The sequence below is a fragment of the Sorangium sp. So ce693 genome (assembly GCF_051521375.1).
GTDB classification, from domain to species: Bacteria; Myxococcota_A; Polyangia; order Polyangiales; family Polyangiaceae; genus Sorangium; species Sorangium atrum.
Genome location: NZ_CP150347.1, coordinates 9,023,744 through 9,049,551, shown reverse-complemented (window position 1 = coordinate 9,049,551; position 25,808 = coordinate 9,023,744). Strand labels below are relative to the sequence as shown.

At 72.0% G+C, this 25,808-nt stretch carries 24 protein-coding genes and 1 tRNA gene; 10 read left to right on the top strand and 15 right to left on the bottom strand.

The window, feature by feature from the left end:
• Positions 1-123: 123 nt before the first annotated feature.
• Complete coding sequence (gene frr / locus WMF14_RS33745) at positions 124-681, top strand: ribosome recycling factor (RefSeq protein WP_437792933.1); 558 nt, start codon at positions 124-126, stop codon at positions 679-681.
• 557 nt (positions 682-1,238) lie between these two features.
• A complete protein-coding gene (locus WMF14_RS33740) occupies positions 1,239-2,102 on the top strand; it encodes a Stp1/IreP family PP2C-type Ser/Thr phosphatase (RefSeq protein WP_276596419.1) in 864 nt (287 codons plus the stop codon).
• A gap of 58 nt (positions 2,103-2,160) precedes the next feature.
• Here the strand turns inward: WMF14_RS33740 and WMF14_RS33735 are convergent, their stop codons facing one another.
• The 4 genes from WMF14_RS33735 to WMF14_RS33720 all read right to left on the bottom strand — a co-directional run bounded on the left by WMF14_RS33735 (position 2,161) and on the right by WMF14_RS33720 (position 5,886).
• Positions 2,161-2,721 (bottom strand): hypothetical protein, encoded by a 561-nt coding sequence (locus WMF14_RS33735; RefSeq protein WP_437792931.1) that lies wholly within the window; start codon positions 2,719-2,721, stop codon positions 2,161-2,163.
• Between the two features lie 105 nt (positions 2,722-2,826).
• The gene (locus tag WMF14_RS33730) at positions 2,827-4,017 is read right to left on the bottom strand and encodes a cystathionine gamma-synthase (RefSeq protein ID WP_437792930.1); all 1,191 of its coding nucleotides are present in this window, start codon (positions 4,015-4,017) and stop codon (positions 2,827-2,829) included.
• 62 nt (positions 4,018-4,079) lie between these two features.
• Positions 4,080-4,955, bottom strand: a complete 876-nt coding sequence (locus tag WMF14_RS33725) for a protein kinase domain-containing protein (RefSeq protein WP_437792929.1) — start codon at positions 4,953-4,955, stop codon at positions 4,080-4,082.
• Positions 4,956-4,974: 19 nt separating this feature from the next.
• The gene (locus WMF14_RS33720) at positions 4,975-5,886 is read right to left on the bottom strand and encodes a hypothetical protein (RefSeq protein ID WP_437792927.1); all 912 of its coding nucleotides are present in this window, start codon (positions 5,884-5,886) and stop codon (positions 4,975-4,977) included.
• A 112-nt stretch (positions 5,887-5,998) separates the two neighbouring features.
• Here WMF14_RS33720 and WMF14_RS33715 point away from each other — a divergent pair, with 112 nt between their 5' ends.
• Positions 5,999-6,715: a hypothetical protein gene (locus tag WMF14_RS33715; RefSeq protein WP_437792926.1), complete on the top strand. Its 717-nt coding sequence runs from the start codon at positions 5,999-6,001 to the stop codon at positions 6,713-6,715.
• Between the two features lie 17 nt (positions 6,716-6,732).
• Here WMF14_RS33715 and WMF14_RS33710 read toward each other — a convergent pair whose 3' ends face one another.
• On the bottom strand, positions 6,733-7,167 hold the full coding sequence (locus WMF14_RS33710) for a YqaA family protein (protein ID WP_272095105.1): 435 nt from the start codon (positions 7,165-7,167) through the stop codon (positions 6,733-6,735).
• Between the two features lie 155 nt (positions 7,168-7,322).
• On the bottom strand, positions 7,323-7,826 hold the full coding sequence (locus WMF14_RS33705; RefSeq protein ID WP_437792924.1) for a response regulator: 504 nt from the start codon (positions 7,824-7,826) through the stop codon (positions 7,323-7,325).
• Positions 7,827-8,189: 363 nt separating this feature from the next.
• On the opposite strand from WMF14_RS33705, the gene WMF14_RS33700 reads away from it, so the two are divergent.
• Positions 8,190-8,471 (top strand): hypothetical protein, encoded by a 282-nt coding sequence (locus tag WMF14_RS33700; protein WP_272095103.1) that lies wholly within the window; start codon positions 8,190-8,192, stop codon positions 8,469-8,471.
• Between the two features lie 78 nt (positions 8,472-8,549).
• On the opposite strand, the gene WMF14_RS33695 is transcribed toward WMF14_RS33700, so the two are convergent.
• The 3 genes from WMF14_RS33695 to WMF14_RS33685 all read right to left on the bottom strand — a co-directional run bounded on the left by WMF14_RS33695 (position 8,550) and on the right by WMF14_RS33685 (position 12,041).
• A complete protein-coding gene (locus tag WMF14_RS33695) occupies positions 8,550-9,932 on the bottom strand; it encodes a hypothetical protein (RefSeq protein WP_437792922.1) in 1,383 nt (460 codons plus the stop codon).
• Positions 9,933-10,580: 648 nt separating this feature from the next.
• Positions 10,581-10,656: transfer RNA gene (locus WMF14_RS33690), tRNA-His, on the bottom strand.
• A 284-nt stretch (positions 10,657-10,940) separates the two neighbouring features.
• Positions 10,941-12,041, bottom strand: a complete 1,101-nt coding sequence (locus tag WMF14_RS33685; RefSeq protein ID WP_272095100.1) for a histone deacetylase family protein — start codon at positions 12,039-12,041, stop codon at positions 10,941-10,943.
• A gap of 81 nt (positions 12,042-12,122) precedes the next feature.
• Here WMF14_RS33685 and WMF14_RS33680 point away from each other — a divergent pair, with 81 nt between their 5' ends.
• Positions 12,123-13,571: an MXAN_5187 C-terminal domain-containing protein gene (locus WMF14_RS33680; protein ID WP_437324105.1), complete on the top strand. Its 1,449-nt coding sequence runs from the start codon at positions 12,123-12,125 to the stop codon at positions 13,569-13,571.
• Between the two features lie 82 nt (positions 13,572-13,653).
• Here the strand turns inward: WMF14_RS33680 and WMF14_RS33675 are convergent, their stop codons facing one another.
• Positions 13,654-14,742, bottom strand: a complete 1,089-nt coding sequence (locus WMF14_RS33675; protein WP_437792919.1) for a hypothetical protein — start codon at positions 14,740-14,742, stop codon at positions 13,654-13,656.
• A gap of 187 nt (positions 14,743-14,929) precedes the next feature.
• Between WMF14_RS33675 and WMF14_RS33670 the strand changes: the two genes are divergently transcribed.
• The 4 genes from WMF14_RS33670 (at position 14,930) to WMF14_RS33655 (ending at position 20,683) form a co-directional block, all read left to right on the top strand.
• Complete coding sequence (locus WMF14_RS33670; protein WP_437792918.1) at positions 14,930-15,916, top strand: hypothetical protein; 987 nt, start codon at positions 14,930-14,932, stop codon at positions 15,914-15,916.
• 121 nt (positions 15,917-16,037) lie between these two features.
• The gene (locus WMF14_RS33665; protein WP_437792916.1) at positions 16,038-18,368 is read left to right on the top strand and encodes a transglycosylase SLT domain-containing protein; all 2,331 of its coding nucleotides are present in this window, start codon (positions 16,038-16,040) and stop codon (positions 18,366-18,368) included.
• A gap of 94 nt (positions 18,369-18,462) precedes the next feature.
• Positions 18,463-19,806 carry a hypothetical protein gene (locus tag WMF14_RS33660; protein WP_437792914.1) on the top strand — a complete coding sequence of 448 codons (1,344 nt, stop codon included), beginning with the start codon at positions 18,463-18,465 and terminating at the stop codon, positions 19,804-19,806.
• A gap of 178 nt (positions 19,807-19,984) precedes the next feature.
• Positions 19,985-20,683, top strand: coding sequence for a DUF4230 domain-containing protein (locus tag WMF14_RS33655; protein ID WP_437792912.1), 699 nt, complete (start codon positions 19,985-19,987; stop codon positions 20,681-20,683).
• A 27-nt stretch (positions 20,684-20,710) separates the two neighbouring features.
• On the opposite strand, the gene WMF14_RS33650 is transcribed toward WMF14_RS33655, so the two are convergent.
• From WMF14_RS33650 to WMF14_RS33640, 3 genes are all read right to left on the bottom strand, one after another.
• The gene (locus WMF14_RS33650) at positions 20,711-21,871 is read right to left on the bottom strand and encodes a sensor histidine kinase (RefSeq protein ID WP_437792910.1); all 1,161 of its coding nucleotides are present in this window, start codon (positions 21,869-21,871) and stop codon (positions 20,711-20,713) included.
• Between the two features lie 63 nt (positions 21,872-21,934).
• The gene (locus WMF14_RS33645; RefSeq protein ID WP_437792909.1) at positions 21,935-22,321 is read right to left on the bottom strand and encodes a response regulator; all 387 of its coding nucleotides are present in this window, start codon (positions 22,319-22,321) and stop codon (positions 21,935-21,937) included.
• A 343-nt stretch (positions 22,322-22,664) separates the two neighbouring features.
• A complete protein-coding gene (locus WMF14_RS33640; RefSeq protein WP_437792907.1) occupies positions 22,665-23,411 on the bottom strand; it encodes an outer membrane lipoprotein-sorting protein in 747 nt (248 codons plus the stop codon).
• A gap of 406 nt (positions 23,412-23,817) precedes the next feature.
• Between WMF14_RS33640 and WMF14_RS33635 the strand changes: the two genes are divergently transcribed.
• Complete coding sequence (locus WMF14_RS33635) at positions 23,818-24,654, top strand: MopE-related protein (RefSeq protein ID WP_437792905.1); 837 nt, start codon at positions 23,818-23,820, stop codon at positions 24,652-24,654.
• A gap of 96 nt (positions 24,655-24,750) precedes the next feature.
• Here WMF14_RS33635 and WMF14_RS33630 read toward each other — a convergent pair whose 3' ends face one another.
• Positions 24,751-25,140, bottom strand: coding sequence for a DUF4150 domain-containing protein (locus tag WMF14_RS33630; protein WP_272095087.1), 390 nt, complete (start codon positions 25,138-25,140; stop codon positions 24,751-24,753).
• Positions 25,141-25,149: 9 nt separating this feature from the next.
• Positions 25,150-25,803 carry a DUF3540 domain-containing protein gene (locus WMF14_RS33625; protein WP_437792903.1) on the bottom strand — a complete coding sequence of 218 codons (654 nt, stop codon included), beginning with the start codon at positions 25,801-25,803 and terminating at the stop codon, positions 25,150-25,152.
• Between the last annotated feature and the right edge of the window lie 5 nt (positions 25,804-25,808).

Below are 25,808 nucleotides of genomic sequence, written 5' to 3'. Positions count from 1 at the left end.
GACCGCGACGCCGGCGAGGTCGGGCGGATCGATTTCTCCGCCGGCCCGGAAATACGCGGTAAGCTCCGCCCCCGCCCGCGAAGAGGGCGGGCTGGGCGAGCCCCACACGGAGGAAGCCGGATCATGCTCGAGGACGTCATCAAGGAGCTGCGCGACGGGATCGAAAAGGCCATCGAAGCTCTCCGGCGAGACCTGGCGAAGGTGCGCACCGGGCGCGCGAACGCGGCCATGCTCGACGGCATCCGCGTCGACTACTACGGCGTGCCGACGCCGATCGTGCAGATGGCCACGGTGTCCGTGCCGGAGCCGCGGCTCATCAGCGTCAAGCCCTGGGAGAAGAACCAGGTGAAGGCGATCGAGAAGGCGATCCGGGAGAGCGATCTCGGCCTGAATCCCCAGGTGGACGCGGATCTCATCCGACTCCCGATCCCGCCGCTGACGGAGGAGCGGCGCAGGGAGATGGTGAAGCTGACGAAGAAGAACGGAGAGGACTGTAAAGTTGCCATCCGGAAGCACCGCCGGGACGCGAACGAGATGATCGACTCGCTCGAGAAGGACGGCGACGTCAGCGGCGACGAGGCCGACCGGGCCAAGAAGAAGGTCGACGACGTGGTGGCCGAGGGGACGAAGCAGGTCGACACGGTGATCGCCGGCAAGGAAAAGGACATCCTGGACGTGTGAGCGGGCCCTCGGCCGGGCGGGCGTCGGCGACCGAGCCGGAGCCCCCGTGCGGCCGCCCATCCCCGCAGCGCGCGATGGGGCCGGGCTCTTCGAGGAGGGCGATGCGCGGTGGGCGACATCGCCTGCCGGCAGCGCCCTTCGTGTCGTGACGCCGCGCGCGCCGAGCCCGGCCCGGCCTGATGATGCCTCGCAGCCTCGTTGTCCTGCGCTCGCGTGACCCGCGACCGTGCCCGCGCCCGCGCCGGCGCTCGCGTCCGAGCGCCATGGGGCGAGGCGCGCCCGGGACCAGCCCAGCTCACAATGGGCCGTCCCGTGAAGCAAAGAAGTGAAAAAGAGGCTTGCGGTCCCCCCCGTCGGAGTCGGTAGGATCGGGAAGGTCGGCGAGTGGGCGTGCGAAGGCGTGACGAGAAGGCGCGAGAAGGCTCTGAAGACGCCCATTAGGGTGCGAGAGGCCCTGCTTGACAGGTTTTCGCTAGCGTGAAATGGTTGGTGTTCGAAGCCGAAGGCCCGGAGCCGTCTCAAGGATTCCCGAGGTTATGCGAGCGATCGCTTCAGGAATGACGGACGTTGGTCTCCAACGCGACCACAACGAGGACAGCTACGCCGTCCTGTCGGAGTACGACCTGTTCATCGTCGCGGACGGCATGGGGGGCCACCGCGCGGGGGACGTAGCCAGCAAGCTGGCGACCGAGTCGATCGCGGACTTCTTCCGGTCCACGTCGCGGGAGGACGCCACCTGGCCATTCCACTTCGACACCAGCTTGTCGGAGGAGGAGAACCGGCTCCAGGCGGGCATCCGGGTCGCGAACCGCCAGATCTTCGAGCGCAGCATCCGGTCGCGCGACTGCGCCGGGATGGGCACGACGGTCGTGGGGGCGCTCTTCTCGAAGAAGAAGAACCGGATCTACGTCGGCCACGTCGGCGACAGCCGCGCGTACCGTGTCCGCAAGGGCTCGATCAGCCAGCTGACGCGCGATCACTCGCTGTTCAACGACTACATCATGGCGATGCCCGAGCTCACCGAGGAGCAGCGGGCCGAGCTTCCGCGCAACGTCATCACCCGCGCGCTCGGGATGCACGACAGCGTCTCCGTGGATCTGCTCAGCGATGAGCCGCAGCCCGGCGATGTCTACCTGCTCTGCTCCGACGGCCTGAGCGGGATGCTCTCGGACGACCAGATCCTCCACATCGTGAGCTCGACCGAGGAGGTCCCGGAGATGTGCCGCCGCCTCATCGCCAAGGCGAACGAGAACGGCGGAGAGGACAACATCACGGCGCTCGTGATCCGGATCGACGAGCAGGACGACGCCGAGCTCCCGAACAGCGCGACGATCGGCCCGCCCGCCGACTCGCAGCAGGTCAGCATGGGCGATCGGTCGACGGTCCCGGCGGTGTCGGCCTCGCGCTCCGAGAAGAGCTGACGCGCGCGGCGCGCCCCCCCGCGCGCGCCGCCTGTCAACAGCCAGCCGCCAGCGCCGCTCAGCCTCCGCAGCTGTCGAAGGCCAGGACGCCCAGCCTGAGCTGGCATATCTCGCCTTCGTTCAGCATCGCCGGGCACTCGAAGCCGACCCAGATCTTGCCCGCGTCGACCCCCTGCTTGCCCGCGAACCAGAACTTACACGGGGCCGCGGTATCGGAGTAGAAGGTCTGGCCCCCCGTCTTCGCCGAGGAGAAGCTGATGCTGCCGGTGGCCGGCGCGTCCTGGGTCGCCGCGGGGGAGATGGCGTCGATCTTGACGTGGATCTCCGCCGCTTCGGCGGGGTTCTTGGCCACCGCCGAGACGGAGAAGGTGCCCGAGCCGGACACGGAGCAGTCGACCGAGGCGTTGTCCTCTCCGTCGGTGACCAGCCGGACCTTCTGGTCAGAGGACACCTCGCCGAGGATCGCCCGGTGCCCCGGTGCGGAGCAGTCGGCGCCAGGGTCGGCGAAGTTCATGGTGTAGGCGCCGCGCGGGGTCGACGGCTCCGCGCCGCTGCAGCCGAGGCCGAGGAGGGGGAGGAGGCCGAGCACGGGCACGAAGCCGAGGCGAGCGAGACGCATGGAAAGCTCCGGTGGTAGGTGGCGGCCCCGAGGCCGCTCCTCGCTTCTATCGTACTCGGGGGCCCGCGATCAAACGGCGGCCGCGCCGCGCGCGTTCCCTCGCGCTTACGTGCCCGTCGCGCGCGTGTGCGCGTCGTCCAGCGCCTGGGCGACGTCGTTCCAGAGGTCCTCGCTGGCCTCCAGGCCCACCGAGAGCCGGAGGAGGCCGTCGGCGATGCCGAGCGCCTCCCGCGCCGCCGCGGGCACGGAGGCGTGGGTCATGAGGGCGGGGTGCTCGGCGAGCGACTCGACGCCGCCGAGGCTCTCGGCGCAGGCGAAGATCGCGAGCCGCTCGAGGAACCGCGAGGCGACGGGGAGGCCGCCGCGCACGAGGAACGAGATCATCGCCCCGGGCGCGCGCATCTGCCGCGCGGCGAGCGCGTGGCCGGCGTGCGTGGCGAGGCCGGGATAGTGCACCGCCTGGACGGCGGGGTGCTCGGCGAGCCGCTCGGCGATGAGCGCGGCCGACGCGCACTGCTGGCGCACGCGCACGCCGAGCGTCTTGATCCCGCGGAGCACGAGGTAGCAGTCGAACGGGCTCGGGACGGCGCCGATCGCGTTCTGCAGGAACCCGACCCGCTCCGCGAGCGCGTCCTCGGACGTGACCAGCGCGCCGCTCACGACGTCCGAGTGCCCGTTCAGGTACTTGGTGCTCGAGTGCGCCACGACGTGAGCGCCGAGGTCGAGCGGCCGCTGGAGCACCGGCGTTGCGAAGGTGTTGTCGACGACGAGCAGCGCCCCGTGCGCGCGCGCGATCTCGGCGAGCCCTGCGATGTCGAAGATCTTGAGCATGGGGTTCGTCGGGGTCTCGATCCAGATCATCCGCGTGACCGGGGTGAGGGCCTTGCGGACGACGTCGAGGTCGCTCATGTCGACCGAGGTCGAGGCGAGGCCCATCGGCCGCATGACCTTGTCGAAGAGCCGGAAGGTGCCGCCGTAGACGTCATCGCCCGAGAGCACGTGATCTCCTGGGCGGAGCGTGTGGAGCAGGGTCGCGGTCGCCGCGGAGCCGCTGCCGAACGCGAAGCCATGGCGCCCCCCTTCGAGTGCGGCGACGCACGCCTCGAGCGCCTTGCGGGTGGGGTTGCCGCTGCGGGAGTACTCGAACCCCTTGTGGTGGCCCGGCCGCTCCTGGGCGAAGGTGCTCGAGAGGACGATCGGCGTCATGACCGCGCCGCTCGTCGGATCCGGCGGCTGTCCGGCGTGGATCGCGAGCGTGTCGAGGCCGAGCTTGTCGTGACCTAGGTGGGGCTTCATGCGGGCGAGACTTATCTCATGGGCCGCGTGCGTCCACGGTTTTGGCGCGCAGGAGGGCCGCGTCAGCGCGCCGCCTCGGGGCCATCCGGAGCGGCCGCGTCGAAGGCGTCGAGCAGCGCCCGCGCCGTCCCGACGCGGCGCTCCGGATCGCGATCGAGCGCGCGAGCGAGCGCCCGGCGCTGGCCCGGCGAGAGCGCGTCCGTGGCGGAGAGCGCATCGAGGCAGAGGCCGGATTCGCTGATCTCGACGAGCGCCGCGGCCTGCTCGCGCGCGCGCGTGAGGGGCGCGCCGGTGGCGAAGGAGACGAGGGTCGCCGCCATGGAGTAGACGTCGCCGCGCTGGGTCGGCGGGGATTCGCCGCGGGCGATCTCGGGGGCAACGAAGGGAACCGTGCCCCGGTCGGCGGTCTCGAGGTCCGGATCCATGTCGCGGAACCGCGCGGCCCCGAGGTCGACGAGGCCGACGTCGCCGAGCGGGCCCAGCAGCACGTGATCGGGGCCGAGATCGCCGTGAACGAAGCGGATCGGGCCTCCGGCGTCCTCGAGCTCCTGGAGCTCGGCGAGCGTCTCGATCGCGGCCCTGGCGACGTGGGTGATGAGCGACGCGGGCGGCGGCCGGCCGCGGCCGCGCCATCCGTCGAGCACGTCGCGGAGGGAGGTGCCCTCGCGCCGGCTCTCGAGGAGGAACGGGCCATGGCGATCGGCGCCGACGCGCGCGAGCGCGGGCAGGGCAGGGTGGCGGACGAGGGAGAGGGCCTTCGCCTCGCGGACCATGGCGGCCCGCCCCGCGTGCTCGTGGAGGACGCCGGGGACGAGGCGCTTGCACACGAGCGTGGGGCCGGGCGGCGAGCCTCCGAGCCGGACAAGCGCGACGTCGAACGTGGCGCCGGCGCCGAGGTGCTCGATCAGCTGGGTGCCGTCGGGAGCGGGGTAGGGCATGCCGGCCGCCTGTGGCCCCTCACGCGCCCGCTTGCCGGGCAGCAACCAGCTCGTCGCACTCGCGAAGCCACGCCTGCGCCTCCTTTGCGCCGTCGCCGCCGCGGAGGGCGAGCGGCCACCGCGCGTCGCGCCAGCGCGCCGCGAACTCGGCCCAGCGCGCCGGCGCCTCGCGGCGCCCGGCCAGGGCGGCGACCCTGTCATCGATGCTCTGGAACGGAAACACCGGCTTGCCGAGCCCGAACCGCGCCTGCACCCAGTGGACCACGCCGATGCGGAGCCCGTACCGGCAGCGGCGGCTCTCCTCGTCGACGCCCACCACCGGCGACCTCCAGTCGAGGTGGATGTCGTCGAGCTCCGGCGGCCGCGGTTCGTGTTTGCCGACGCAGAGGTGGACCGCCTCATGATCCGGCCGGTGCACCTCGCGCCAGCTGTCCGCGTCGCGCGGCTCGCCGCCCCGGAAGAGCTCCGCGACGCTCGCCGCGAGCGAGCCGAGCAGCGCGCCCCGCTGGTGCTCGATCCCCCCGAGGATCGTGTCGCGCGCCACGCGGCGGCCGCCCGCTCCCGCGAAGCGGTGGTCGAGGCGCTCGCGCATGGCCGCCGGCTCCACGTAGACCACTTTGAAACCGGCGCTCCCCCCGCACCAGACGTTGCGCAGATACCTGATCTGCATCCACAGGTCGAGCGTTGGGTCGATGTCGCGGAGTCGCTCGAAGATGCGCACAACGACGTTGACGCACGTCGGCCCGAACCGGGTGAGCGCCTCGCCGAGGTCGCGTGGCTCGGGGGCGCCCCAGAACGCATTGCCCAGGTTGAGCTCCGCCCCGGGGCAGCGCGCGAGCCGGTCGGCGAGGCTCCTCTCCAGCGCCTCGCGCAGCGGGCCCGCGAGCACAGCCACGTGCGGGCCGGCCCCGGCGTCGAGTGAACCGGTCATGCGACCATCGTATCACGCCTGCCCGCGCGGCTCCGAGCCGGGGCCCCGGCCGCCTGTGGGATGACGGCGCACCTGCACGGGAGGAGGGCGGCGGCCAACTTTTCTCCGCATCATGCGGCAACTCACTGCGTTCAGCGCGAACGTGATAGAAGTCGTGGGCACCGGCATGGATCCCAAGATCTTGGAGATGCTCTTCATCGCCGTCAGCAACGGCGTCGCCCTCTTCATCGGCGCTTACCTGGCGCGGAGATCGGCAGATCTCAGCGCGGAGCGGCGGGCCGAGCACGAGGAGAGAGCGGAGCTCCAGAGACAGCGGCGAGAAGCGCTCTTGGAGCGACTGGCGCTCCAGCGGCGCGCGCTCGACGACTACGCGCGGATGATCGTCCGGTGGTCGTCGGTGCCTTCGTCCGGAGCGCCGCGCACGAAGGAGGAGGACCTCGCGGCGGACCAGGAGTCCATCGCGATGTACGCGCAGATGGCCAACGCGTACGGGAGTCGCCAGTTCGCCGAGCAGGCCGCCGCGACGCTGCACGCCGTGCGCGCCGGCCGGGGCAACGTCCAGGTGTTCCCGTTCGCCGTGCAGATCGCCTCCGCCTGCTACCAGGAGATGATCCGGGCGATCTCCGAGCTCGAGAAGGAGATCGGCCTGCCGGCGCCGCGGTCGCCCGCGCGGCCGTTCCTCCCGGACGAGGAGCTCGCGAAGGAGGCGACTCGGCTGTTCTCAAGGAACGTCGTGGAGCGCTCCGGGATCGATCTCGGCATGGTCGACCAGATCCTGGAGCGCGTCCGGGTGAACCCGTCGTCCGAGGAGACGGACAGCCCCAGGTAGCGCCCACCCCGCCGGCTTCACTGGCTCCATCCCGCCCGGATGAGCGCGTAGAAGAGGAGGAGCCGAGGCACCCGGAACAGCACCATGGTCAAGAAGTAGCGCAGCGGGATCCGGTACAGCCCGGACAGGTAGCAGAGCATCGAGAAGGGGATCGGCGAGATGCTCCCGATCGCGATCGCCCAGTACCCGTAACGTTCGAAGAGCCGGTCTATCCTGGGCCGCGTCCGCTCGATGCGCGCCGCGAAGAGGCGGAGCCGCGCGATGCGGCCGGCGAGGCGGTAACCCGTGCAGCCGCCGGCGAGCGAGGCGGCCGAGATGGCGATCAGGGGCGCGACCTGCGAGCCCCCCGACGTGATCGCGGTCAGCATGTAGAACTGCGGCGGGATCGGGAACGAGAACGCATCGGCGAGGAAGGTGCCGACGAACATCCCGGCGAGGCCGAAGCGGTCCACGAACCCGCGGCCGAGCGCGTCGAGCTGTTCGCGCGCGAGGTGCGCCGCGAGCGCGATCCCCGCGAAGAGCGCGGACAGGCTCAGCGCCAGCTGGATCAGCGTGCGCCACAGATCTCGCCGATCGCCGCGCGGGCGCGGCTCGCCCTGCCGAGGCGTCAGATCGCCTCCAGCCGGCGGCGCTGCAGCCGCTCGATGATCCGCCTGCTGCGGAGGGTGCTTTGAAATATCCGCGTCGCCTTCTCGAGGGCGTCGAGGAGCTTCTCCTCGGCGCCGTCTTTATCGACATAGGCGAAGGGCCGGTGCGCGTTGATGGCCTCGAACGAGTCCTTCTCGTCCTGATGAGCCGAATAGAAGATGACGGGCACTTCGGGCTGCAACTTGCGGATCTGGTCGCAGACCCAGAACCCCTCCTGCCCTGACATCCGCACATCGACGATCACCGCGCACGTGTCCTCGGTGAAGGCGGCGACCCCGTCCACGGCCGAGGAGCATACGACGAGGCGATATCGCTTCGAGAGGAGGGCGCCGAGCGGCTCCCAGATGCTCCTGTCCCCGTCGACCAAGAGCACGAGAGGAAGCCGCGTGGAGTCGGGCGTCTCGCGATCCGGTCGCTCGCCTGGATCGGCTTCGAGCAGGGTGTCGGATTCCTTGGAGGGCATTCGTCGTCGATCGGGGAGGGCGCGTCAGGAGCCGCGATGACGCAATGTACCACGCCCGGCGCATCGGGCCAGCGCCGGGGCGCGCGGGGACGGCAGCGGGAACCGAGATGACGTCGGCGCGGGGCCGAGGTGTTCGCATTTCGGCGTTTCGCGTGCCGTCGCGCGGTGGGCGGCGGCCAGGGATTCGTCTATGCTCGGCGCGGAGGCGTGGCCTCATGGTGAGGCGCGCTGGCCTCCTGCAAAGCGCTGCTACCGTGCCGGGTCGCGCGCTCGCTTTCTTCTCGTGCGCTGACGCGGGCTGCCGGTCGGCAGCGGGTCGCCCACCGGGGAGAGTCGCCGTTCCACAACCGAGGTGAGCTGCCCATGAAGAACGCAGAACTCCGATCGATCTTGCCCGTCATCGCCGCCGTCCTCGGCCTCTTTGCCGCAGGGGCCGCAGGGTGCAAAGACGAAGAGATCCTGAACGCATGCAGCGAGCTCTGCAAGCACCGCATCCTCTGCGCGGAGGAAAACGATACTCCGCCGCCGAGCAAGACGAGCTGCGAGACCGCGTGCCTTGGCCTCGAGGGGAATGACCTCGTAGAGCGAACCGAGGAGTGCGTGAACGAGGCGTCCTGTGATTACGTCGCGTGCGCGGACCCTTGAACGCGGCGTCCGAGCCCGCGCGCGGGAGGCGGGGGCGCCTCGCCTCCCGGACGGATGGCGCGAGGAGGGGCGGCGCGATCAGGGCTCCGCGTCGCACTCGGGCGCGTCGCGGAGCGGGCCCGAGGCGCGCGGTCCATCGAAGTGCAGGAGCTCGAGATCGACGAGCTCGAGGCGCTTGAGCGTCAGATCCAGCGGGCCGACCGACACGCCTGCCACCGCCTCGGCGTAGGCTCGCACGCCGCCGTCGACCCGCGCGTCGTACGAGCAGTAGGGCGGCGCGCTCTCCGCCGTGACGCGCGCGTACGCCTGGACTCCGACGTTCGGCCCGACGATGCCGTACAGGCGCGCCCGGAGCTCCGCGCCGGCGCTCACCTTGCCGGACGCCGTGATCAGGCCGGGCGCTCCGATCGAGGCCGAGCCCGAGGCCGAGCCGGACGGCTCCCAGATGGTGCTCCAGTTGCCATTCCGGTAGTCGACCCCGGCCTCGATCTCGGCGGTCGCCTGCGCCTCGGCGTCCACCTCGGCGGCCGTGAAGGACAGCCCCAGATCCGCCTTCGCTCTCGGCACGACGTCCGTCGTGACGACGACGGGGACCGGGCCCACCCAGAAGGTCAGCGTCGGCAGCGGTATGCTCAGGGCGCCCCCGGCGAGCTCCAAGAGGTCGACCGAGCAGGTCCCCGTGACCGTGCCGGTGCCCTGGAGCCTGGCGCTCACGTCGAGCTGGCCCGACGTGACGAGGCGGAGCTGCTTCAGCTCCGGCACCGGGTTGAGCTTGCTCCTCGGGCCGACATGGACCTCGAGGTCGAGCGCCGGCGAGAGCTCGGCCGTGACGTCGAGCGCCGCCGTCCCGTGCGCGGTGACCCCGCACGACGCCGGGAGCGAGGCCGAGGAGAGCTCGAGGAGCTTCATGGAGGCGCCGGACGAGATCTTCAGGGCTTCCGCCGCGCTCGCGATCTGCTCGTCGTCCTCCACGCCGAGCTCGCGGGTGCGCGCGACGTGATCGTCGATGGCGCGCGCGTACTCGCGCGCGTCGTAGTGGACGTGGAAGTGGCCCTCGGTGATGAACTCCGTCAGAGGAGCGGGCGTCGTCGCGAGCGCCACACGCGTCGCGTCGATCGTGCGCACGCTCACGACGCGGGCGAGGTAGCCGCCTCCCTGCGTGCCGCCGAGCACGTCGCCCGCGGCGAAGGGCGCCATGCTGCCGTCATGGGTGATGACGAGCTCGTGGTCCTCGAGCGCTGCAGCGACGAACCCCGGCTCCTTCTCGGGCACGCGAGCGCGCTCCGAGAGCGTGAGCGGGCGGACGACATCGACGGTGCCGGGGGCCGGCAACTCGGTAGGATCCGCAGCATCGCTCGAATCCACGGCGCACGCCGCGAGCTGAGGTGCGCTGATCGCGATGAACACGGCGGAGATGAGGCGCGCCGTCGACGCGCGGCTCCCAGGGAGGGTGGTTTTCATGCGCGCCGACGCTACGCGGGTATTGTGGCGAGTTGGTTACAAAAATGAGACTTGCTGTCTCCGGGAGAATGGTCAATGGCTCACTGTGGTGGGTAGAACTCCATGAATCGATATCTCCGGGGCGCGAAGAGCGCTTATCGAAATGAGCGATTCACGACGCCGTGCGAGCTCGTCCATGACGTGGTGAGCGAGCGTGCTCGTGATGGCGTGCGAGCGTGCTCGCGGTCTGGCGCGCGGGCGCGCTCATGGATGGTCTCGGGCGGCGCCGGGCCTCGGACCGGGATCGGGTCGCGCTCGCGCGGCGTCGGCCAAGGGGAACGCCCTTCGGTTCGTGGATGGATGGAGGAAGGAAGGGCGCGGAGAGCGCGCGTCGCTTTCCGCGGGCGGGCGCGGCGGCTCGGCAGGGTCGAGCCGGCGCTCGGGGCCCGAGGCCACGGCGCGCGTCAGGTGAGCGATCATCGACGTCGCGCTCTCTCGCGATGCGCCGGTCGCCGCTCGCTCCCGATCGAGGCGCCGCGGTCGAACTCGTGGAGCTCCGGCGCGGAGCCCAGCGGGCACGAATCAGCGTGCCTGCCGCTCGGTCTTCGTGCTCTCGCGCAGCCGAGGCCCCGAGGCTGCCGCTGCTGGGCGGCCTCGGCCTGTTCTACCTGGGGTGAGTAACGGGAATCGAACCCGCGACAACTGGAGCCACAATCCAGTGCTCTACCAACTGAGCTATACCCACCGTTCTTCGCGGCCCGTGGGGCTGCGAAGGCCTGGCAGAATACTCAGCTCCGCGCAGAGTGCAATCACGGAAACGCACCGCGTGTCGCTCTTCGAGCCCCCACCCCTGGAACCGGCCACCTTTCGAGCCCCTCGCCCCCGCTTCCCGCCCTGACCCCCAAGGAGGCGCCGGCCTCCTCCACTCCTCCAGCAGAGGGCCCCCGCGGGACAGCGGCCCGCCGGCGCCCCCCTCGGCCCCGCTCACGCCTCGGCCCCGGTTCCCCGGCGCGCCGCCGGTCGCCTCGCTCAGAGCGTCGTCCACCGGCGCAGCGCGGCCCGGCGGGCCCGGTCCAGGTCCGCGCGGTGGCGGGTCGAGATCGGCGCGCGCTGCGCGGGATGCGCCGGCGGCACCGACGCTCCAGCCGGGTCGTCTGCCGCCTCGCGGCCGGACGCCGCGAGCAGCGCCGCCGCGAGCGAGCTCTCGAGCGCGGTCAGGTCGTAGCCGCCCTCCAGGAAGATGGCGAGCCGCCCGCCCGCCTTCGCGGTCGCCATCGCCGCGAGCCGGCGGCCCATCGCCGCGTACGCGGCGCGCGACAGCTTCATCGCCGCCATTGGATCGCGCTCGTGCGCGTCGAACCCCGCCGAGACCAGGATCAGCTCGGGCGCATACTCGTCGAGCACCGGAAGGAGGAGCTCGTCGAACGCAGCCTCGTAGACCGCGTCCGTCGCGCCGTCGGACAGCGGCACGTTCACCGTGTAACCGGTGCCATCGCCTCCGCCGAGCTCGTTGGCGGCGCCGGTGCCGGGATAGAACGGCCACTGGTGCAGCGAGCAGAACAGCACCCGCGGATCGTCCCAGAAGATGTCCTGCGTGCCGTTGCCGTGGTGCACGTCGAAGTCGACGACCGCCACCCGCGAGAGCCCGCTGCTCAGCGCCGCCTGCGCCGCCACGGCGACGTTGTTCAGGAGACAGAAGCCCATGCCGGCGTCGCGCGTGGCGTGGTGGCCAGGCGGACGGAGCAGCGCGACCCCGAGCCGGCCGGGGCCGGCGAGCACCGCGTCGACCAGCGCCACCGCGGCGCCCGCGCCGCGCTTCGCCGCCTCGACCGAGCGCGGGACCACGTACGTGTCGGGGTCGAGCGCCGCAAAGTGGCCGCTGAGCCGGCCGAGCGACTCCAGGTACCGCGGGGCGTGCACCCGGGCGAGCTCTTCCTCGGTGGCGTCGCGCGACGCCACGTGCTCCAGCGAGAGGCCGGCCGCGGCGCAGCGCTCGATGGCGCGGCGGGCGGCTTCGAGGCGCTCCGGGCGCTCAGGGTGCGCGCCTCGCGAGCGATGTTGCTCGAACAGCGCGTCGTCGACGACGTAGAGGCGCGGGGCTTCGGAGTGCGGCTGATTCAAGTGCACCATGAGCTGGGTGGAGAGTTGTAGCAGCGCCGCAGCGGATGGTAGCTTGCTCTGAGCCCCGGAAAGAAGGAGTGGAGACGCAGGATGCGCGGAAAGATCATCGCAGTCTTCGCCGTGATTGTCCTCATGGTCGGAGGGCTTTTTTACGCCCTCACGCGCGCCTCCCTCGCGGAGATCGGGCGCCCCGGCGAGGCGCCGCGCGCGCTCGCGGCCGCCATGGCGCAGCTCCAGGTGGACGGCCTCGTGCTGGAGCGGTGGCTCGACTCCCACGCGAGCGACCCGAAGCTGCGCGAGCCGTTCAACGCCGGCACCGCCCCGGCCCGCGCCGAGGCGGCCACAAGCGCCGCCAACGCCATCCGGGAGGCGGTCGCCGCCTCGCCCGAGCTCGCCAGGACCCCGCCCTCCCTCGTGGTCCTGGTGGACACGAAGGGCGTGGTGCTCGGACGGAACGCCTCCGCGCTGATGCGCGGAGACAACCTCGGCGCCGTCTACCCGTCGCTGAAGCTCGCCATCGAGCAGGGGGTGACCGGCTCGGACGTGTGGGTGAGCCGGGCGCGCAACGAGCAGCTGCTCGCGTCCTACGCGCCCATCCGCAGCGATGCCGGGCAGATCATCGGCGCCGTCGCGGTGGGCACCGCGCTGAACGACGAGCGGCTGACCAACGCGAGCGAGCGCACGAGCGGGCGCGTCCTCGTCGTCGCGACGCAGTCGGGCGACGGCCTCGACGTGGTGGCGAAATCGCGCGACGCCTCCCCGCAGCTGGTCGCGGCGCTCACGGCGTCGCCGGCGAAGGACGGCGCCCTGAAGGCGCTGAGCTCCGGGCAGACGGTCGACATCGGCGGGCTGGCCGGCGAGTACAGCGCCGTCGGGCACGCGCTCGACGGCTACGGCGACGGGCGGCGCGCGGTGCTCCTCAGCATCGCGCAGCTCAGGACGCCGGGGCTCGCGAGCGCGCTGCTCTGGCCGCTGCTCGGCGTCGCCGCGCTCGGGCTCGTGCTCGTCGTGATCGCCGGGTATTTCCTGGACGCGTACATCTCGCAGCCGGTCTCCGAGATCGAGGACGGCCTGCTCGCGATCATGAACGGCCGGACCGACCTCCGGTTCCAGATCGAGCACGCCGAGCTCGGCGGGCTCGTGTTCCGCTTGAACTCGCTCCTGAACCAGCTGCTCGGGGTGCAGGAGGACGAGACAGACGCCGAGGGGCGCCCGTCGCGCGCGCCGACGTCGGCGTCCTTCCGGGACGCCCTCGAGGTCGACGAGCGGATGGCCGCGCTGTCCGTGGAGGAGATCCCGGCCGACGCCAAGGCGCTCCTGGAGGAGCCGGAGGACGCCTACTACGCGCGCATCTTCGGCGAGTACATCGCCGCGAAGAAGTCGCTCGGCGATCCGGTGGACCACATCACCCGCGACGCGTTCGTCGCCCGCCTCAAGGCGAGCGAGCAGGAGCTCGGGCGGAAGCACGGAAAGCCCATGCGCTACAAGGTCGAGGTGCGCGGCAAGGAGATCGTGCTCCTCGCCGTGCCGCTCGCCTGACGCGCGCGGCGCAGCAGCCTGGGAGCGCGCGCAGCGAGGCGCGGCGCCGCCCGCGGCCCGGAGGCGCGCCGCGCCGCGCGGCTCAGTGCAGCACGGCGTCCGGGCCCTCGTGCAGCTCGACGCGCCCCGACGAGGGCTCGCGGCGGAGCGCGAGCACGTCGGCGAGCTCGCAGCCCAGCGCGATCGCCGGCGATGAGGTCGTGACGATCCACTGCACGTTGGGCAGCGCGGCGCGCAGGCGCGCGGCGAGCGATCGCTGGCGGTGCACCGGCTGCTGCGCCTCGATGTCGTCGATCAGCACGACACCCTCGGCGAGGCGCGGATCGCCGCTCGGGTGCGCGGACGCGAGCGCGCGGAGCGCGAGCGCGCCGAACGCGACGGTGTGCCGCGCGCTCCGCCCGAGATCGTCGAAGTCGACGCGCTGGCCGTCCGCGCGCTCGAAGATCGGCTCGAGCCGGAGCGGATCGACGCCGGCGCACGTCACGCCGTGGCCCTCGAGCAGCGCCTCGAGCACCTCCTTGAGCGCGCGATCGAGCGCGCCGAGCCGCTCTGCCTGGGCGCCCGGCCAGGCGTCCGAGAGCGCCTCCGGCCGGCTCTTCCGGCCGTCGCGCGCGATCGCCGCCGCGATCGGGACGAACGAGAGCACCTGCTTCGTCTCGCGGGCGAGGTCGGTGCGCGTCGCGTCGTCGAAGCTCGCGGCCGCGCGCACGTCGTAGCGGAGGATGGTGCGCTCGGGCGTCGTCAGCACGATCGCGCTGCGGGAGAACCAGCGCGCTCCCGAGAGCGCGACGAGGACGAAGCCCCCCTCGGCCGCGCGCCGCTCGAACAGCGACTGCTCCCTCCGCCGCAGGATCGCCGCCTCCTCGGGCTCGTCGAGGCGCGCGTTCGGGCTCGTGACCCGCAGCGGGTGCGCGCGCGCCGGGTCGTCCGTGCCGAGCATCCAGTCGGCGACCACGAGCGGCTGCGAGCCGTCGTCTCCGCGCGGCCTCGGCTGCGCGACCGCGTACCCGGGCCGGGTCGACGCGATCGCCGACAGGATCGAGGTCTTGCCCACGCCGTCGCCGCCGAAGAGGACCACGAGCCGGCGCGGCGCGCCGGAGGTGTCCTCGAGCGAGAGCGAGAGATCCTCGAACGGGCCGACATGGACGAGGCGGACGCGGGAGAGCAGCACCGCCCGCGAAGCTACCACCGCGCAGCGCGCGTGGAACGCCGCCGTCGGCGTGGCGCGCGCGGACGTCGGCGGCGCGGCGAGCGCCTCCGACGCGCCGTGGCATGCCTCGGGTGCGCGCGGGCGCCCCCGCGCACCCGGTGGCGCGCGGGGGCGCCGCAGCCTAGATTCGTCGTCCGGGGTCGTCACCGTGCTGCGCAAGCTGCCTCCGCCGGATTTCCGCTACGTGTGGCTCCACCCGGAGCCCGGCTCGACCGGCGCGCTCGCCGCGGCCGGGACCGCGGGGCTCGCGGGCGCCTCCGCGGCCGTCTGGAGCGCCGGGGGCCACGCGCTCTCGCTGGGGCTCATCGCGATGGGGAGCGCGCTCGGGCTGCTCGCGCTGGTCCGCGCCGATCACCGCCCCCCGATCCAGCGCGGCGCGCGCGAGGTGACGATGGCCGTCGTGCCCTGGGGGATCGTCGTCGACCCGGACACGGAGCCGCGGGTGCTGCGGTGGCCCGCCGTCCAGCGGGTGAGCGTGGACGTGTCGCACACGATGCGCGGCGGGACGCCGGCCATCGTGTCGAGCCTCGTGACGGTGCACACCGAGCGCGACGTGCTGGCGGGCCGCGCCGCGGGCGCGGTGGACCTGGAGCGGCTCCTCGCCAACCTCGAGGGGTATGCGCAAGAGGCGTCGCGGCCCGTCGCCGCCGACCTCGAGGGGCTGACGGTGCTGGGCGACGGCGTGACCGAGCCGATCGCCGCGGCGCTGCTGCAGGCGGCGGACGGCATCTGCGCGACGAGCCGCGGCGACGCGCAGCTGGCGCTGCCGGGGGGCGGCTACCGCACGGCGGCGGCGGCGCGCGCCGCGGCGCCCGAGACGGTCGCGGCGCTGCGCTCCGCGCTGTCGTGGAGCCACGATTGCCCCGCGGATCCTCGGCCGCTGGCGGCGGTCGTCGCGGGCGCGTTCGGGGCGGTGGAGCTCGTGCCCGAGCTCCTGCGGCTCGCGAGCTCGCCGCACCCGGTGGTCGCCGCGTTCGGCAAGGCCGCCGCGCTCCGTCTGGGGGCGCCGCCGAACCGCGCCGGCTCGCTCGACGAGGTGGCGGCCTTCCTGTTCGAGGAGGACGTGGAGATCGGGAAGCGGTGGATCGCGTCGGCCCCGACACTTTGTTTGCGACCTCGGGCCCAAGCTTGCTAGCTAGAGGGGTCGGCAGCGCGTGCGCTGCGGTTCGGGCGGCCTGCGCGCGGAGGCCGCCGTCCCGCGGGGCTCCGTCCTCACGGCGCGCTGCCGGCGGGTCGTCCACCGCGCCGGGTCGGCTATGAAACGGGCTCCGTCGCCACCGAAGCCGTCTTCAGGGGGAGCGCGCCGCCGCCTGGCCGCCGCGTGGGTCCTCGGCCTCTCGCTCGCCGCGTGCGCGGAGCACCACGCGGCAGGGCCGCCCCCGTCGCAGAGCACCGCGCGCGCCGCGCCGTCCGCCGCGCCGCCCGTGGGTCTCGCCCTCGCGCCGCCCGCGGGCCTCGCCCTCGCGTCGCCCGCGCCGCCCATGGTGGACGGCGCCTGGGTCGAGTCGGTGCGGCTCGAGCGCTGGGCCGAGGCGGCGGAGCGGCTCGACGCCCTGCCCATGGAGCAGCGCGCGCTGCCCTCGATGAAGTACGCCCGGGCGCGCGTCGCGTTCGAGCTCGGGGATCACGGCAAGGCGGTGGAGCTGCTCCACGGCCTGGAGCAGGAGCTGCCGCTCCTCGCCCGCGAGGTGGCGCGCTACCGGGCGGAGGCGGCGTTCGTCGCGGGGCCGTTCCACGTGGCGGCGGCGTACTTCGAGCGCTCGGGCAGCGCGCCCGGCCTCGCGCGCGCCGCGCTCGCCACCATGAAGGGCGGCGATCTCAAGCAGGCTCGCGCGCTCGCCGATCGGGCCGTGGCCGCGGCGCAGCGCGCGCGCAGGTCGCGCGACGAGGCCGCGGCGCGGATGGCGCGGGCGCGCGTCCTGCTCGGCGTGCGCGACGCCGCCGAGCGCCCGGGGGAGAAGACCGCCGCGGCGGCCCTCGCGCACGCCGACCTCCGGTGGATCGTGAAGAGCGCGCCGTCGTCGCCCGACGGGCGCGACGCCGCGGCGCTCCTCGCCGCCTTGCCGGGGCAGCTCTCGCAGGAGGAGCGGCTCCAGAAGGTCGACGCCATGGTCGCCGGGGGCAGCGCGGCGGAGGCGATCGCCGAGCTCGACAAGATGTCGGGCGTGCCGGCGTCGGAGCTCCACCACCGCAGGGCCACGGCGCTCTACCAGGCGCGCGACTACGAGGCCGCTGCCGCGGCGTTCCTCAAGGTCGCCGCCTCGCCGTCGGCGCGCCAGGCGGAGCAGCTGCACCTCGCGGCGCGCTCGCTCTCGCGGCTCCGGCGCGAGGCGGAGGCGATCGAGCGGCACCTCGCCGTCGCGCGCAGGTTCCGGAAGACCCGCTGGGGGGAGCTCTCGAGCCTGCTCGCCGCGCGGCTCCTCATGCAGGTCGGGCGCTACGCGGAGGCCGCCGCGCAGTACGGCCGGTTCCTCGAGGCCTATCCGCGGAGCGATCGGCGCGACGACGCGGCCTACGAGCGGGCGCTCGCGACGCTGTCGACGGGCGGCGCCGCGCGCGCGCGGCGGCCGCTGGAGCAGCTCGCGCGGGACGCGAGGCCGGCCGACGCGGCGCGGCTGCGCGAGCTCGCCGGGCTCGCGGCGCTGCGCGGCGGCGACCGTGACGGCGCGGTGCGGCTCTGGACGCAGGTGATGCGGGAGCAGCCGCTCTCGTGGGGCGCGCTGCTCTCGCGCTCGCGCCTCGCGGCGGTGGGCGCGCCCATGCCGCCGCTGCTCGTCCCGGCGTCCATCGCGGACGCCCGGGCGGTGGAGGTGAAGCTGCCGCCGGCCGCGGCGCTGCTCGCGTCGATGGGGCTCGACGGCGACGCGGAGAGCTACCTCGCCGAGAACGAGCGAGAGGCGACGGCGGCCTATGCGGGGCAGGAGAGCGAGGCGCTCTGCCGGATGTACGGCATGCTCTCGCCCGCGAAGCGCCGCTACCGCGTGGGCACGCAGGCGGTCTCCGCCGCGGCGCTCCAGCGCGCGCCCTCTCAGGCCGAACGCTGGGCGTGGGAGTGCGTCTATCCGGAGCCGTACGCCGGCGAGGTGCGCGCGCTCGAGGCGCAGCACGGGCTGCCGAGGGGCCTCGTTCACGCGCTGATGCGCCAGGAGAGCGCGTTCGATCCCGTCGTGGTGAGCCCCGCGAGCGCGGTCGGGCTGATGCAGCTCATGCCGTCGACGGCCGAGAAGGCGGCCGGCGAGCTCTCGCTCGGCTTCGACCTCGGGCAGCTCAAGAGCGCGCCGCTCAACCTGCGCCTCGGCGGCTTCTACATCGGCAAGCTGCTCCGGACGTTCGAGGGGAGCCTGCCGCTCGCGGCGGCGGCGTACAACGCCGGTCCGAAGGCCGTGTCGCACTGGCTCGATGGGGGCATCGACCGGGACACCGACGTGTGGGTGGCGCGCATTCCCTACGACGAGACGCGCACCTACGTGGGTCGCGTCCTCTCGAACCTGGCGCGGTATCAGTGGCTGGCCGGCGGGGACGCGGCCGTGGAGATGCTCCCGCTCACGCTCCCCGCGGACGCGCGCGCCCCGGCGGACGCGTACTGAGCGCGGTCGCCGGGACGGCAGCGCAGGGATTCCTCCTGCGTTGAAATTGCGCTGTGCGCTTGAACTCGCAGGCGCGTGCCTTCACCGTGGTGGGGTGGCTGGGACCGCTGGCAGCGACGGCGTGTTCAAGCGGTGTGGGGTCCTCATCCAGCCCTACGCCGATGCTCGATCCATCGGCCGGCTGCTCTCGTCGGCGCTGGCGTGGCTCCTCGTCGTCTTCTCCGTCGCGTCGCTCGTGGAGCCGCTCGCGGGCCCGCTCGTGGCGGCCGTCATGGTGCCCTTCGCGCTGCTCGGGTCGTTGCTCGCGCTGCTTTGCCTCGCGTGCCTGCTCTACACGCCGATCGCCTGGCTCTGGGCGGCGGTGGGCTCGTCCGGCGCGGCGGTCGTCCGGGTGAGCAACGCGCTGTGGATCGAGCGCCCCGGCGATCGGCGCTCGTTCCCGCTCCTCTCGCTCACGCGCGCGCGGCTCTCGAGCTCCGGCGGCGAGGTCGCCTTGAAGACCGACGACGGCGATGTCATCCGGGTGCGCGTCGACGATCCGGTCGACGCGGAGCGGCTGCTCGGCGTGATCGCCGCCGGGCGGGCGCGGGGCACGTGGAGCGCGCGGCTCTATGAAGACGCGCCGTCGCTGCCGCGGCGCGGCCTGTTCGTCGGGGTCGCGGCGCTCATGTCGCTGATCTGCTGGTCGGTGCTCGACTTCGACGTGGCGCTCTCGCTCGGCGTCGTCACGGGCGCCTCGGCGTGGGTGCTCGCGGCGCTGCTCAGGGAGGGCTCCGCGCGCCGCGTGCTGGTGGCGGGCAGCGACGGGCTCTCGCTGCGGGACGACGCCGGCGAGCGCTTCATCTCCTTCGGCAGCATCGAGCGGGTCGAGGAGACGGCGCTCGGCGTGCAGCTCGCGCTCGCGGGGGGCGAGGAGCTCTCGCTCACCCTCGTGCCGCCGCAGCTGCTGCGCGATCCCAGCGAGACCGGGCTCAGCATGGTGCTCGCGGAGCGGCGCCGCGAGCACCTGCTCGCGCTGCTGCGGGAGCGGAGCGGGCGCGGCGCCGACGAGGCGGGGCGGGCGGTGGCGCTCCTCGGGCGCCGCGGCCTGCCTGCGCCCGCCTGGAGGGCAGCGCTGCGCCGCCTCGTGGGCGAGGCCGGCGCCGACTACCGGACGGCGAAGCTCACGCGGGAGCAGGCGTTCACGGTGCTAGAGGACGGCGGCGCGCCGGCCGAGCTCCGCATCGGGGCCGCGCTCGCGCTCGCGGGCTCGCGCGACGGCCAGACCGAGGAGCGGCTCCGGATCGCGGCCGAGGGCTGCGCCAACCGAGACGTGAGGCTCGCCCTGGAGCATGCGGCCGAGGGCGACATCGACGACTGGATGCTCGAGCAGGCGCTCTCGTCCTCGGGGTCGGAGCAGGCGGCGGCGCCGCCGCGGTCCACGGCGCGGGCGGCGTGAGGCTGCCCGCGGCGTCCTAGCGGTCGCCGCGCGGGCGGGCTGAACGATTCTTCTCGCCCTCCGGCCGTCGAGTTCTCGGTACTCTCTCCAGAGGACGCGCGGCTCCTCGGGTCGGTGTGTCCAGCCGAGCTGCCGCGGGCGCCTGCTGCGCGCCCGTGGTCCTCCAAGGTAGACCCCGATGGAAGGCCCGCTCCAGGACCCCTACGCTCCGGTCGCAGTTCACCCCCCGCGCCCCCGCGCGCAGGCGGGCCGCGCCGCGCGGATCGCGCTGCTCGTCGTGGCGCTCTTCGCGTCGGTCGGGTTCGGCGCGCTCGTGGTGGCGCCGCGCCTCGGCGCTCCCGCGCCGTCGAGCGGCGTGGTCGCGCGGCCGTCCCCTGCGCTCGTCATCGCGATCCGCGACCTGTCGCGGCTCGAGACCACGGAGGTGCACGTCGAGAAGGTCGTGGATCTGGCCGACCGGCAGAGCCGCCTGTTCGGTCTGGTGCAGGCCACCGACGCTCTCCTGCTCGTCGCGGTCGGCCACGTCACGATCGGCGTCGATCTCGCGCGGATCGGCGAGGGGGACGTCGCGATGGATCCGGAGACCGGGGTCGCGCGGCTCACGCTGCCGGCGCCCGAGGTCTTCTCGACCCGGCTCGACGAGGACGAGACGTACGTCTACACGCGGTCGACCAGCCTGCTCGCGCGGCGCAACGAGCAGCTCGAGGCGCGGGCCCGGAAGGAGGCGACGGCGGCGATCGAGAAGGCCGCGCTCGAGGGGAACGTGATGGCGCGCGCGAAGGCGCAGGCCGAGCGGCAGATCACGGCGCTCGCGACGCAGCTCGGCGCGAAGCGGGTGGAGATCCGCTGGCGCGAGGTCGGCGGCGGCGGGGGCTGACGCTGGGCGGGCGCGTGTCTCGCGCCGTCACGCCGCGGGAGAGTGGTTCGCGCTCGTGGTGATCGAGCCTGCGCCGAGGCCTTGGTCTGTGGCGCAGGCCTGGTGGAGGAGGGGCACCGTGAACGCGAAGGAGGATCCCTCTCCGACGCTGCTCTCGACCTCGATGATGCCGTGGTGCGCCTCCACGATCGCCTTCGCGATGAAGAGGCCGAGGCCGAGCCCGCCGTTTTGCTTGCGTCGCTCGCCGAAGTAGCGCTCGAAGATCCGGGGCAGCGTGTCGGCGTCGATCCCGGGCCCCGTGTCGCTCACGCTGAACCGCACGAAGCGGCCTGACACGCCGGCGCGCAGGGTGATCGTCCCGCCGGGCGGCGTGAACTTCAGCGCGTTGATGGTGAGGTTGGTGAGCACCTGGAGGATCCGATCGCGGTCACAGAGCGCGGGAGGGAGCCCCGCCGGAGCCTCGGAGCGCATCTTGATCTGCTTCGCCTCTGCTTCATCGGCGTGGGTCTCGATCACCTCGGCGAGCAATGCCGCCGGGGACTCGGGCGCGAGATCGAGCGCGAGCCCTCCGGAGTCGATCACGGCCGTGTCGAGCAGGCTGCGGAGGAGGCGGTTCATCCGCTGCACGGTCCGGTGCACGACGGCCGCACGCCGCGAGATCTCGACGCCCGTTCCCGCGGTCGAGGCCCTCGCGATCAGCCCGGCGTTCAGATCGATGGTGGCGAGCGGATCCCGAAGATCGTGGGCGACCATCGCGAGCGTGTGCTCCCTGACCTGCGCGGCGGAGCGCTCCGCTGCCGCGGCGTTCTCGGCCACCTCGCGCGAGGCGCGCTCGATCCGTACCGCCCGCGCCACGCCCTCACCGAACGCGCTGAGCGTCGCGCCGATCAAGAGGAACAGGACCAGGCCGACGACGTCAGCGGGATGGCTGACCCGCAACGCTCCATAGGGCTCGATCCAGTAGATGGCTCCCACGATGCAGAGCACCGTGGAGAGGAGCCCCGGCCAGAGCCCGCCGATCCAGGCGCTGGTGATGATCAGCAGCCCGTAGAACAAGACGAGCGGGAGCTTCAAGGCCCACACCGGGGGCACCTGGGTGGCAAGGAGAAGCGCGAGCGCGCCGGAGAGCAGGGCCGTGCCGTAGCGTACGGCAAGCGAGCTCGAGGTGCACTTTGGCAAAGAGCTCATGATTGACGCTGAACTTGACCACGCCGGTCAGGCGTCGCAAGCAGCCATACGCGCCCGGCGGTGTCACTTCGGTGGGCGCGGCGCGATCCGCTCCTCGAGGGCGCGAGCGAGCACCGAGAGGAGCTTGTCTGGATCGCAGGGCTTGCCGAGCATGTAAGGAGTGCCGATGCGCCTCGCGATCTTGTGGAGACCCTCGGCCCCGGAGACGAAGACAATCGGAATCTTCTCTCGCCCGCTGTTCTCGATGAGCATCCGACACGCCATCCCCGGACCGTCGAGCTCCGGCATCTCCACGTCGAGGACGATCAGATCCGGAAATCGCTCCTCCAGCGCGCGCAGCCCCGCCTTCCCGTCCGTGGCAATCCGCACCCGATGCCCTTCGGCGGTCAACAGCATTTCCATGGCTTCGTTGATGTCGTGGCTGTCGTCGACGAGCAACAAATCGGCCATATCCTGACCTCGTCCGAGACAAAGACCCATCGATCGGAAGCGGTGGCGCCGGGGCGCCGGGTGAGGAGTGAGGCGATCGAACGCCGCTTGGTGTGTTGGACCGTAGGTAGCACCAAATGTTCTCAGAAGCTCTCTCTCGCTGCGCCGGACCGGCTGGGCGCCGATGAGCCGAGCCGATTGCTCCTATCGGCGTTCCATTGCCCTGTCGGGGAACCGGCCGACCTCCTGTGCGGCCTCGGCGTCCTCCTGCGCACCGACTTTCAGGGGCTTCAAAGCCCGGGAATGAGTCTTTTGAAGCGGAGAGGCGGGCGGGGGAGACGGTGGTTTTCGACGGCCGTGTCGCTCACTTCTCCAGGTTGCGCTTGGAGAAGGTGTCGTCGTTGATGGACTCGTTCACCTTCACCTTCTTGCGCGTGAGCGTGGTGGTGAGGTTCTTTGTGTGGTCCACCATCTTGAGGGTCCCGGGGGTGCAGACGTCGCTGTCGCAGGAGTAGCCGGTGCGGGTCTCGGTCTTCACCAGCTTGCCCGCGGTGTCGTAATACTTGAGCTCGCTGGGGACGTTCTTGTCCTTCGTGGTCGTCATCTCGATCTTGGCGTAGGAGGTCGTCTGGCCGCTCTTGGGGGTGAGCGTGAGCTTGACCTCCTTGCCGCTGGAGGAGCTGACGGCCGGCGTGTAGCTGCCGTACTTCTGAGTGGCCAGGTCTTCCTGGCTGAAGGCCATGCCGAAGGCGCTCTGATCGCTGGTGTGGCTGGCGATGCGGCGGACTTTGCCGAACGACGGCAGATAGACGTACATCTCGGAAGGGGAGAGGATGAGGACCTTGGTGCCTTTGAGGTCCGCGGGAGCGGTGAACTCGGCGAGGCGCTTCTCGGCCTTCATCCACACGTTGAGGCCGACGGTCTTGTCAGGTCTGCCGCTCTCCGTCGTCTTGGCCTCGTATTCGAAGTAGAGCGTCTTGGCCTTGTTCATGGCCGCTTCGGTCGCTGCCAGGGCCTTGTCGGCGGCGTCGTCGGCCAGCGCCGCGGGGGCGTGCGAGAGGCCGAGCGCGACCGTGGTGGCAAGGATGGAAACGAAATGCGCAAACCTCATCGGGACCTCGGAGAGCTGGGGGGCCCGCCGCTTGCCGGGGCGGAGCCGCCGTCGTTGATCAGGGCACTGGAGCTTGGGGGGAGGAAATCCAAACGCGATCCGAAAGTCAATCTCCTCATAGTGGGGGTGTCGATCCGGACGCTCTCTCGTAGATGATCAAGCAAAGCGCAATACTCTTTTTCTTTGCGCCGCAGCGCGCGTCGTGTCTACCATGCAATGGAGCATCACCACCATGCGCGCGCCCTTCCTGCAGACGCTCGCCCTCGTCCCCACCTTTGCGCTTGTCGCCTGCGGCGCGCGCACCAGCCTACTGGAGCTCGATACTCCGGGCGAGGGGGGCGCGTCGTCAGCGTCAGCGTCAGCGTCAGCGTCGTCCTCTGCCTCATCCAGCGGCGCCGGAGCCGGCGTGCCCTGCTCCGAGGAGCTCTGCAACGGCCTCGACGACGACTGCGACGGTCAGATCGACGAAGAGGCCCCCACCTCCGGCGACACTTGCCTCACGGGGCAGACGGGCCCTTGCGCGAACGGCAGGGTTTTTTGTGTGGAGGGCGCGCTCGCTTGTATCCCCGATATACGGCCGGTGCCCGAGGTGTGCGGCGATGAAGTCGACAACAACTGTGACGGCAAGATCGACGAGGGCTGCGTGCCAGCGAACAACGGCTGCAGCGACGGCACGCGCGAGGCATTCATCGAGGAGGACATTTATCCGTTGATCGCCGGGTGCGCAGGCGGCTTCACCGTACCGGGTATCTTGATCGATCCATTACCCCAATGTGGGTTCGGCGGCGGAAACACCGGCCAAAACCCCGAGGGCCTCGGCTGCAGCGCCAGCGACCTGTGCGCGAAGGGTTTTCATGTCTGCGAAGGCGCGGATGACGTCGCTCGCCATTCGCCTACCGGCTGCGACGGCGCGGCGGCCGAGCCCGGGCTGTTCTTCGCGACGCGCCAGGGGAGCACCGGCTGTGCGTATTGCACCCTGGGGGACAACAAGGATCCGGATGTGTGCACCGGAGGGAGCTGCGCCCGCGATTGTGCCACCTCAAGCGTCACGGCGAACGATCTCTTCGGGTGCGGCTCCGTTGGCAGAAGGCCACCCAGCTGCGGCGTGCTCGACCGCACCTCGGGCGATCTCTGCGAGGCCCTCAAAGGGCCCTGGGACTGCGGGGTCGACGGCTACAACGAGTCCAATCACGTCATCAAGCCTGGAGCGGCGGGCGGTGGCGTGCTCTGCTGCGCCGATTGAGATGGATCGCTCCGAGCCCGCTCGCGGTAAGAGGCGCGTCGTCATCGTGGTGTCGCAGCCGTAGATCGCACGACCGGCTCCAGCGGCCGAGAGCCCTCAGGGGGACAGGATGAGCACCTTGACCTGACTCGGCACGATCCGCATTCCCGGGCAGTTCGTGGAGTTCTGCAGGCTCATGCTGGTCAGCCGGGTGGCCGGCATGCCGCCGACGAGGCAGGTGAACGCGGCGGTGATGTGGCGGGAAGGCCCCATGACCGAGCCGGACGCGACCCCCAGGGCCACGCCGGGCTGATCGCCGACCGAGATGAGCTGCGTCGTCAGCAGGTTATGCGCGGGCGCGCACATGAACAGCACGTTGTACGCCGCTGGCGCGCTCACCGGGCCAAAGGACATGTTCGGATATGGGATCGGGGCAGGCACCGGCGGGGTGAGGCACACGTCCGGAAACCCCAGGTTCATCCCGCCCATCTGCGTGTTCGCGAACATGATGCCTCCTCAACCCAGGTGGATCTGCTCGCCGTCGATCTTGACGAGCTCCTGCGCCGTCACCAGCGTGTTCTCGCCGCGCAGGCTCATCGTCTTCTTCGCGACGTAATCGACCCGCTCGGCCCGGAGCTGCTCGCTCTCCTCGACGGTGCGGTAGGAGCGCTTCACCCGCTGCGAGAGCCGCTCCAGCACGGAGTCGAGGCTCCCGGCAAGGACCTTGGCCTTGCTGATCTCCGCGCGGAGGAGCGTCCCAACGAACGAGAGGCTTTGCAGCGCGATGTTCCCGTCGACGGCGTTCACCGAGAGGCCCGCCGAGACCACCGCCACCTCCTTGGCCGAGACCAGGCCGATGCCGTCCTGCGCGGCGACGCCGAGGCGACCGGCAGGCAGCTTGATGTTCAGGTCGCCGTCCGCGACGATGCTCCCGGGCGCGCCGTCCTCCCGCTCCAGCACGGAGAGCACGTAGCAACGCCCGTCGGTCGCCACGGCAAGGAGCACGAGGTCGCCCGCCTCGGGCTCGAGGAGGCACCCCTTGGCGCGCTTCGCCCTGAATTCGCCGGCGTCGGTCTCGACGACGAGCGCCGCGCCGTCGGCGCGCACCACGGTGCCGAACTCCTGAGTGACCAGAGCCCTCGGCTCCTGCTTTCTCGCCAGATTGCGCATGATTC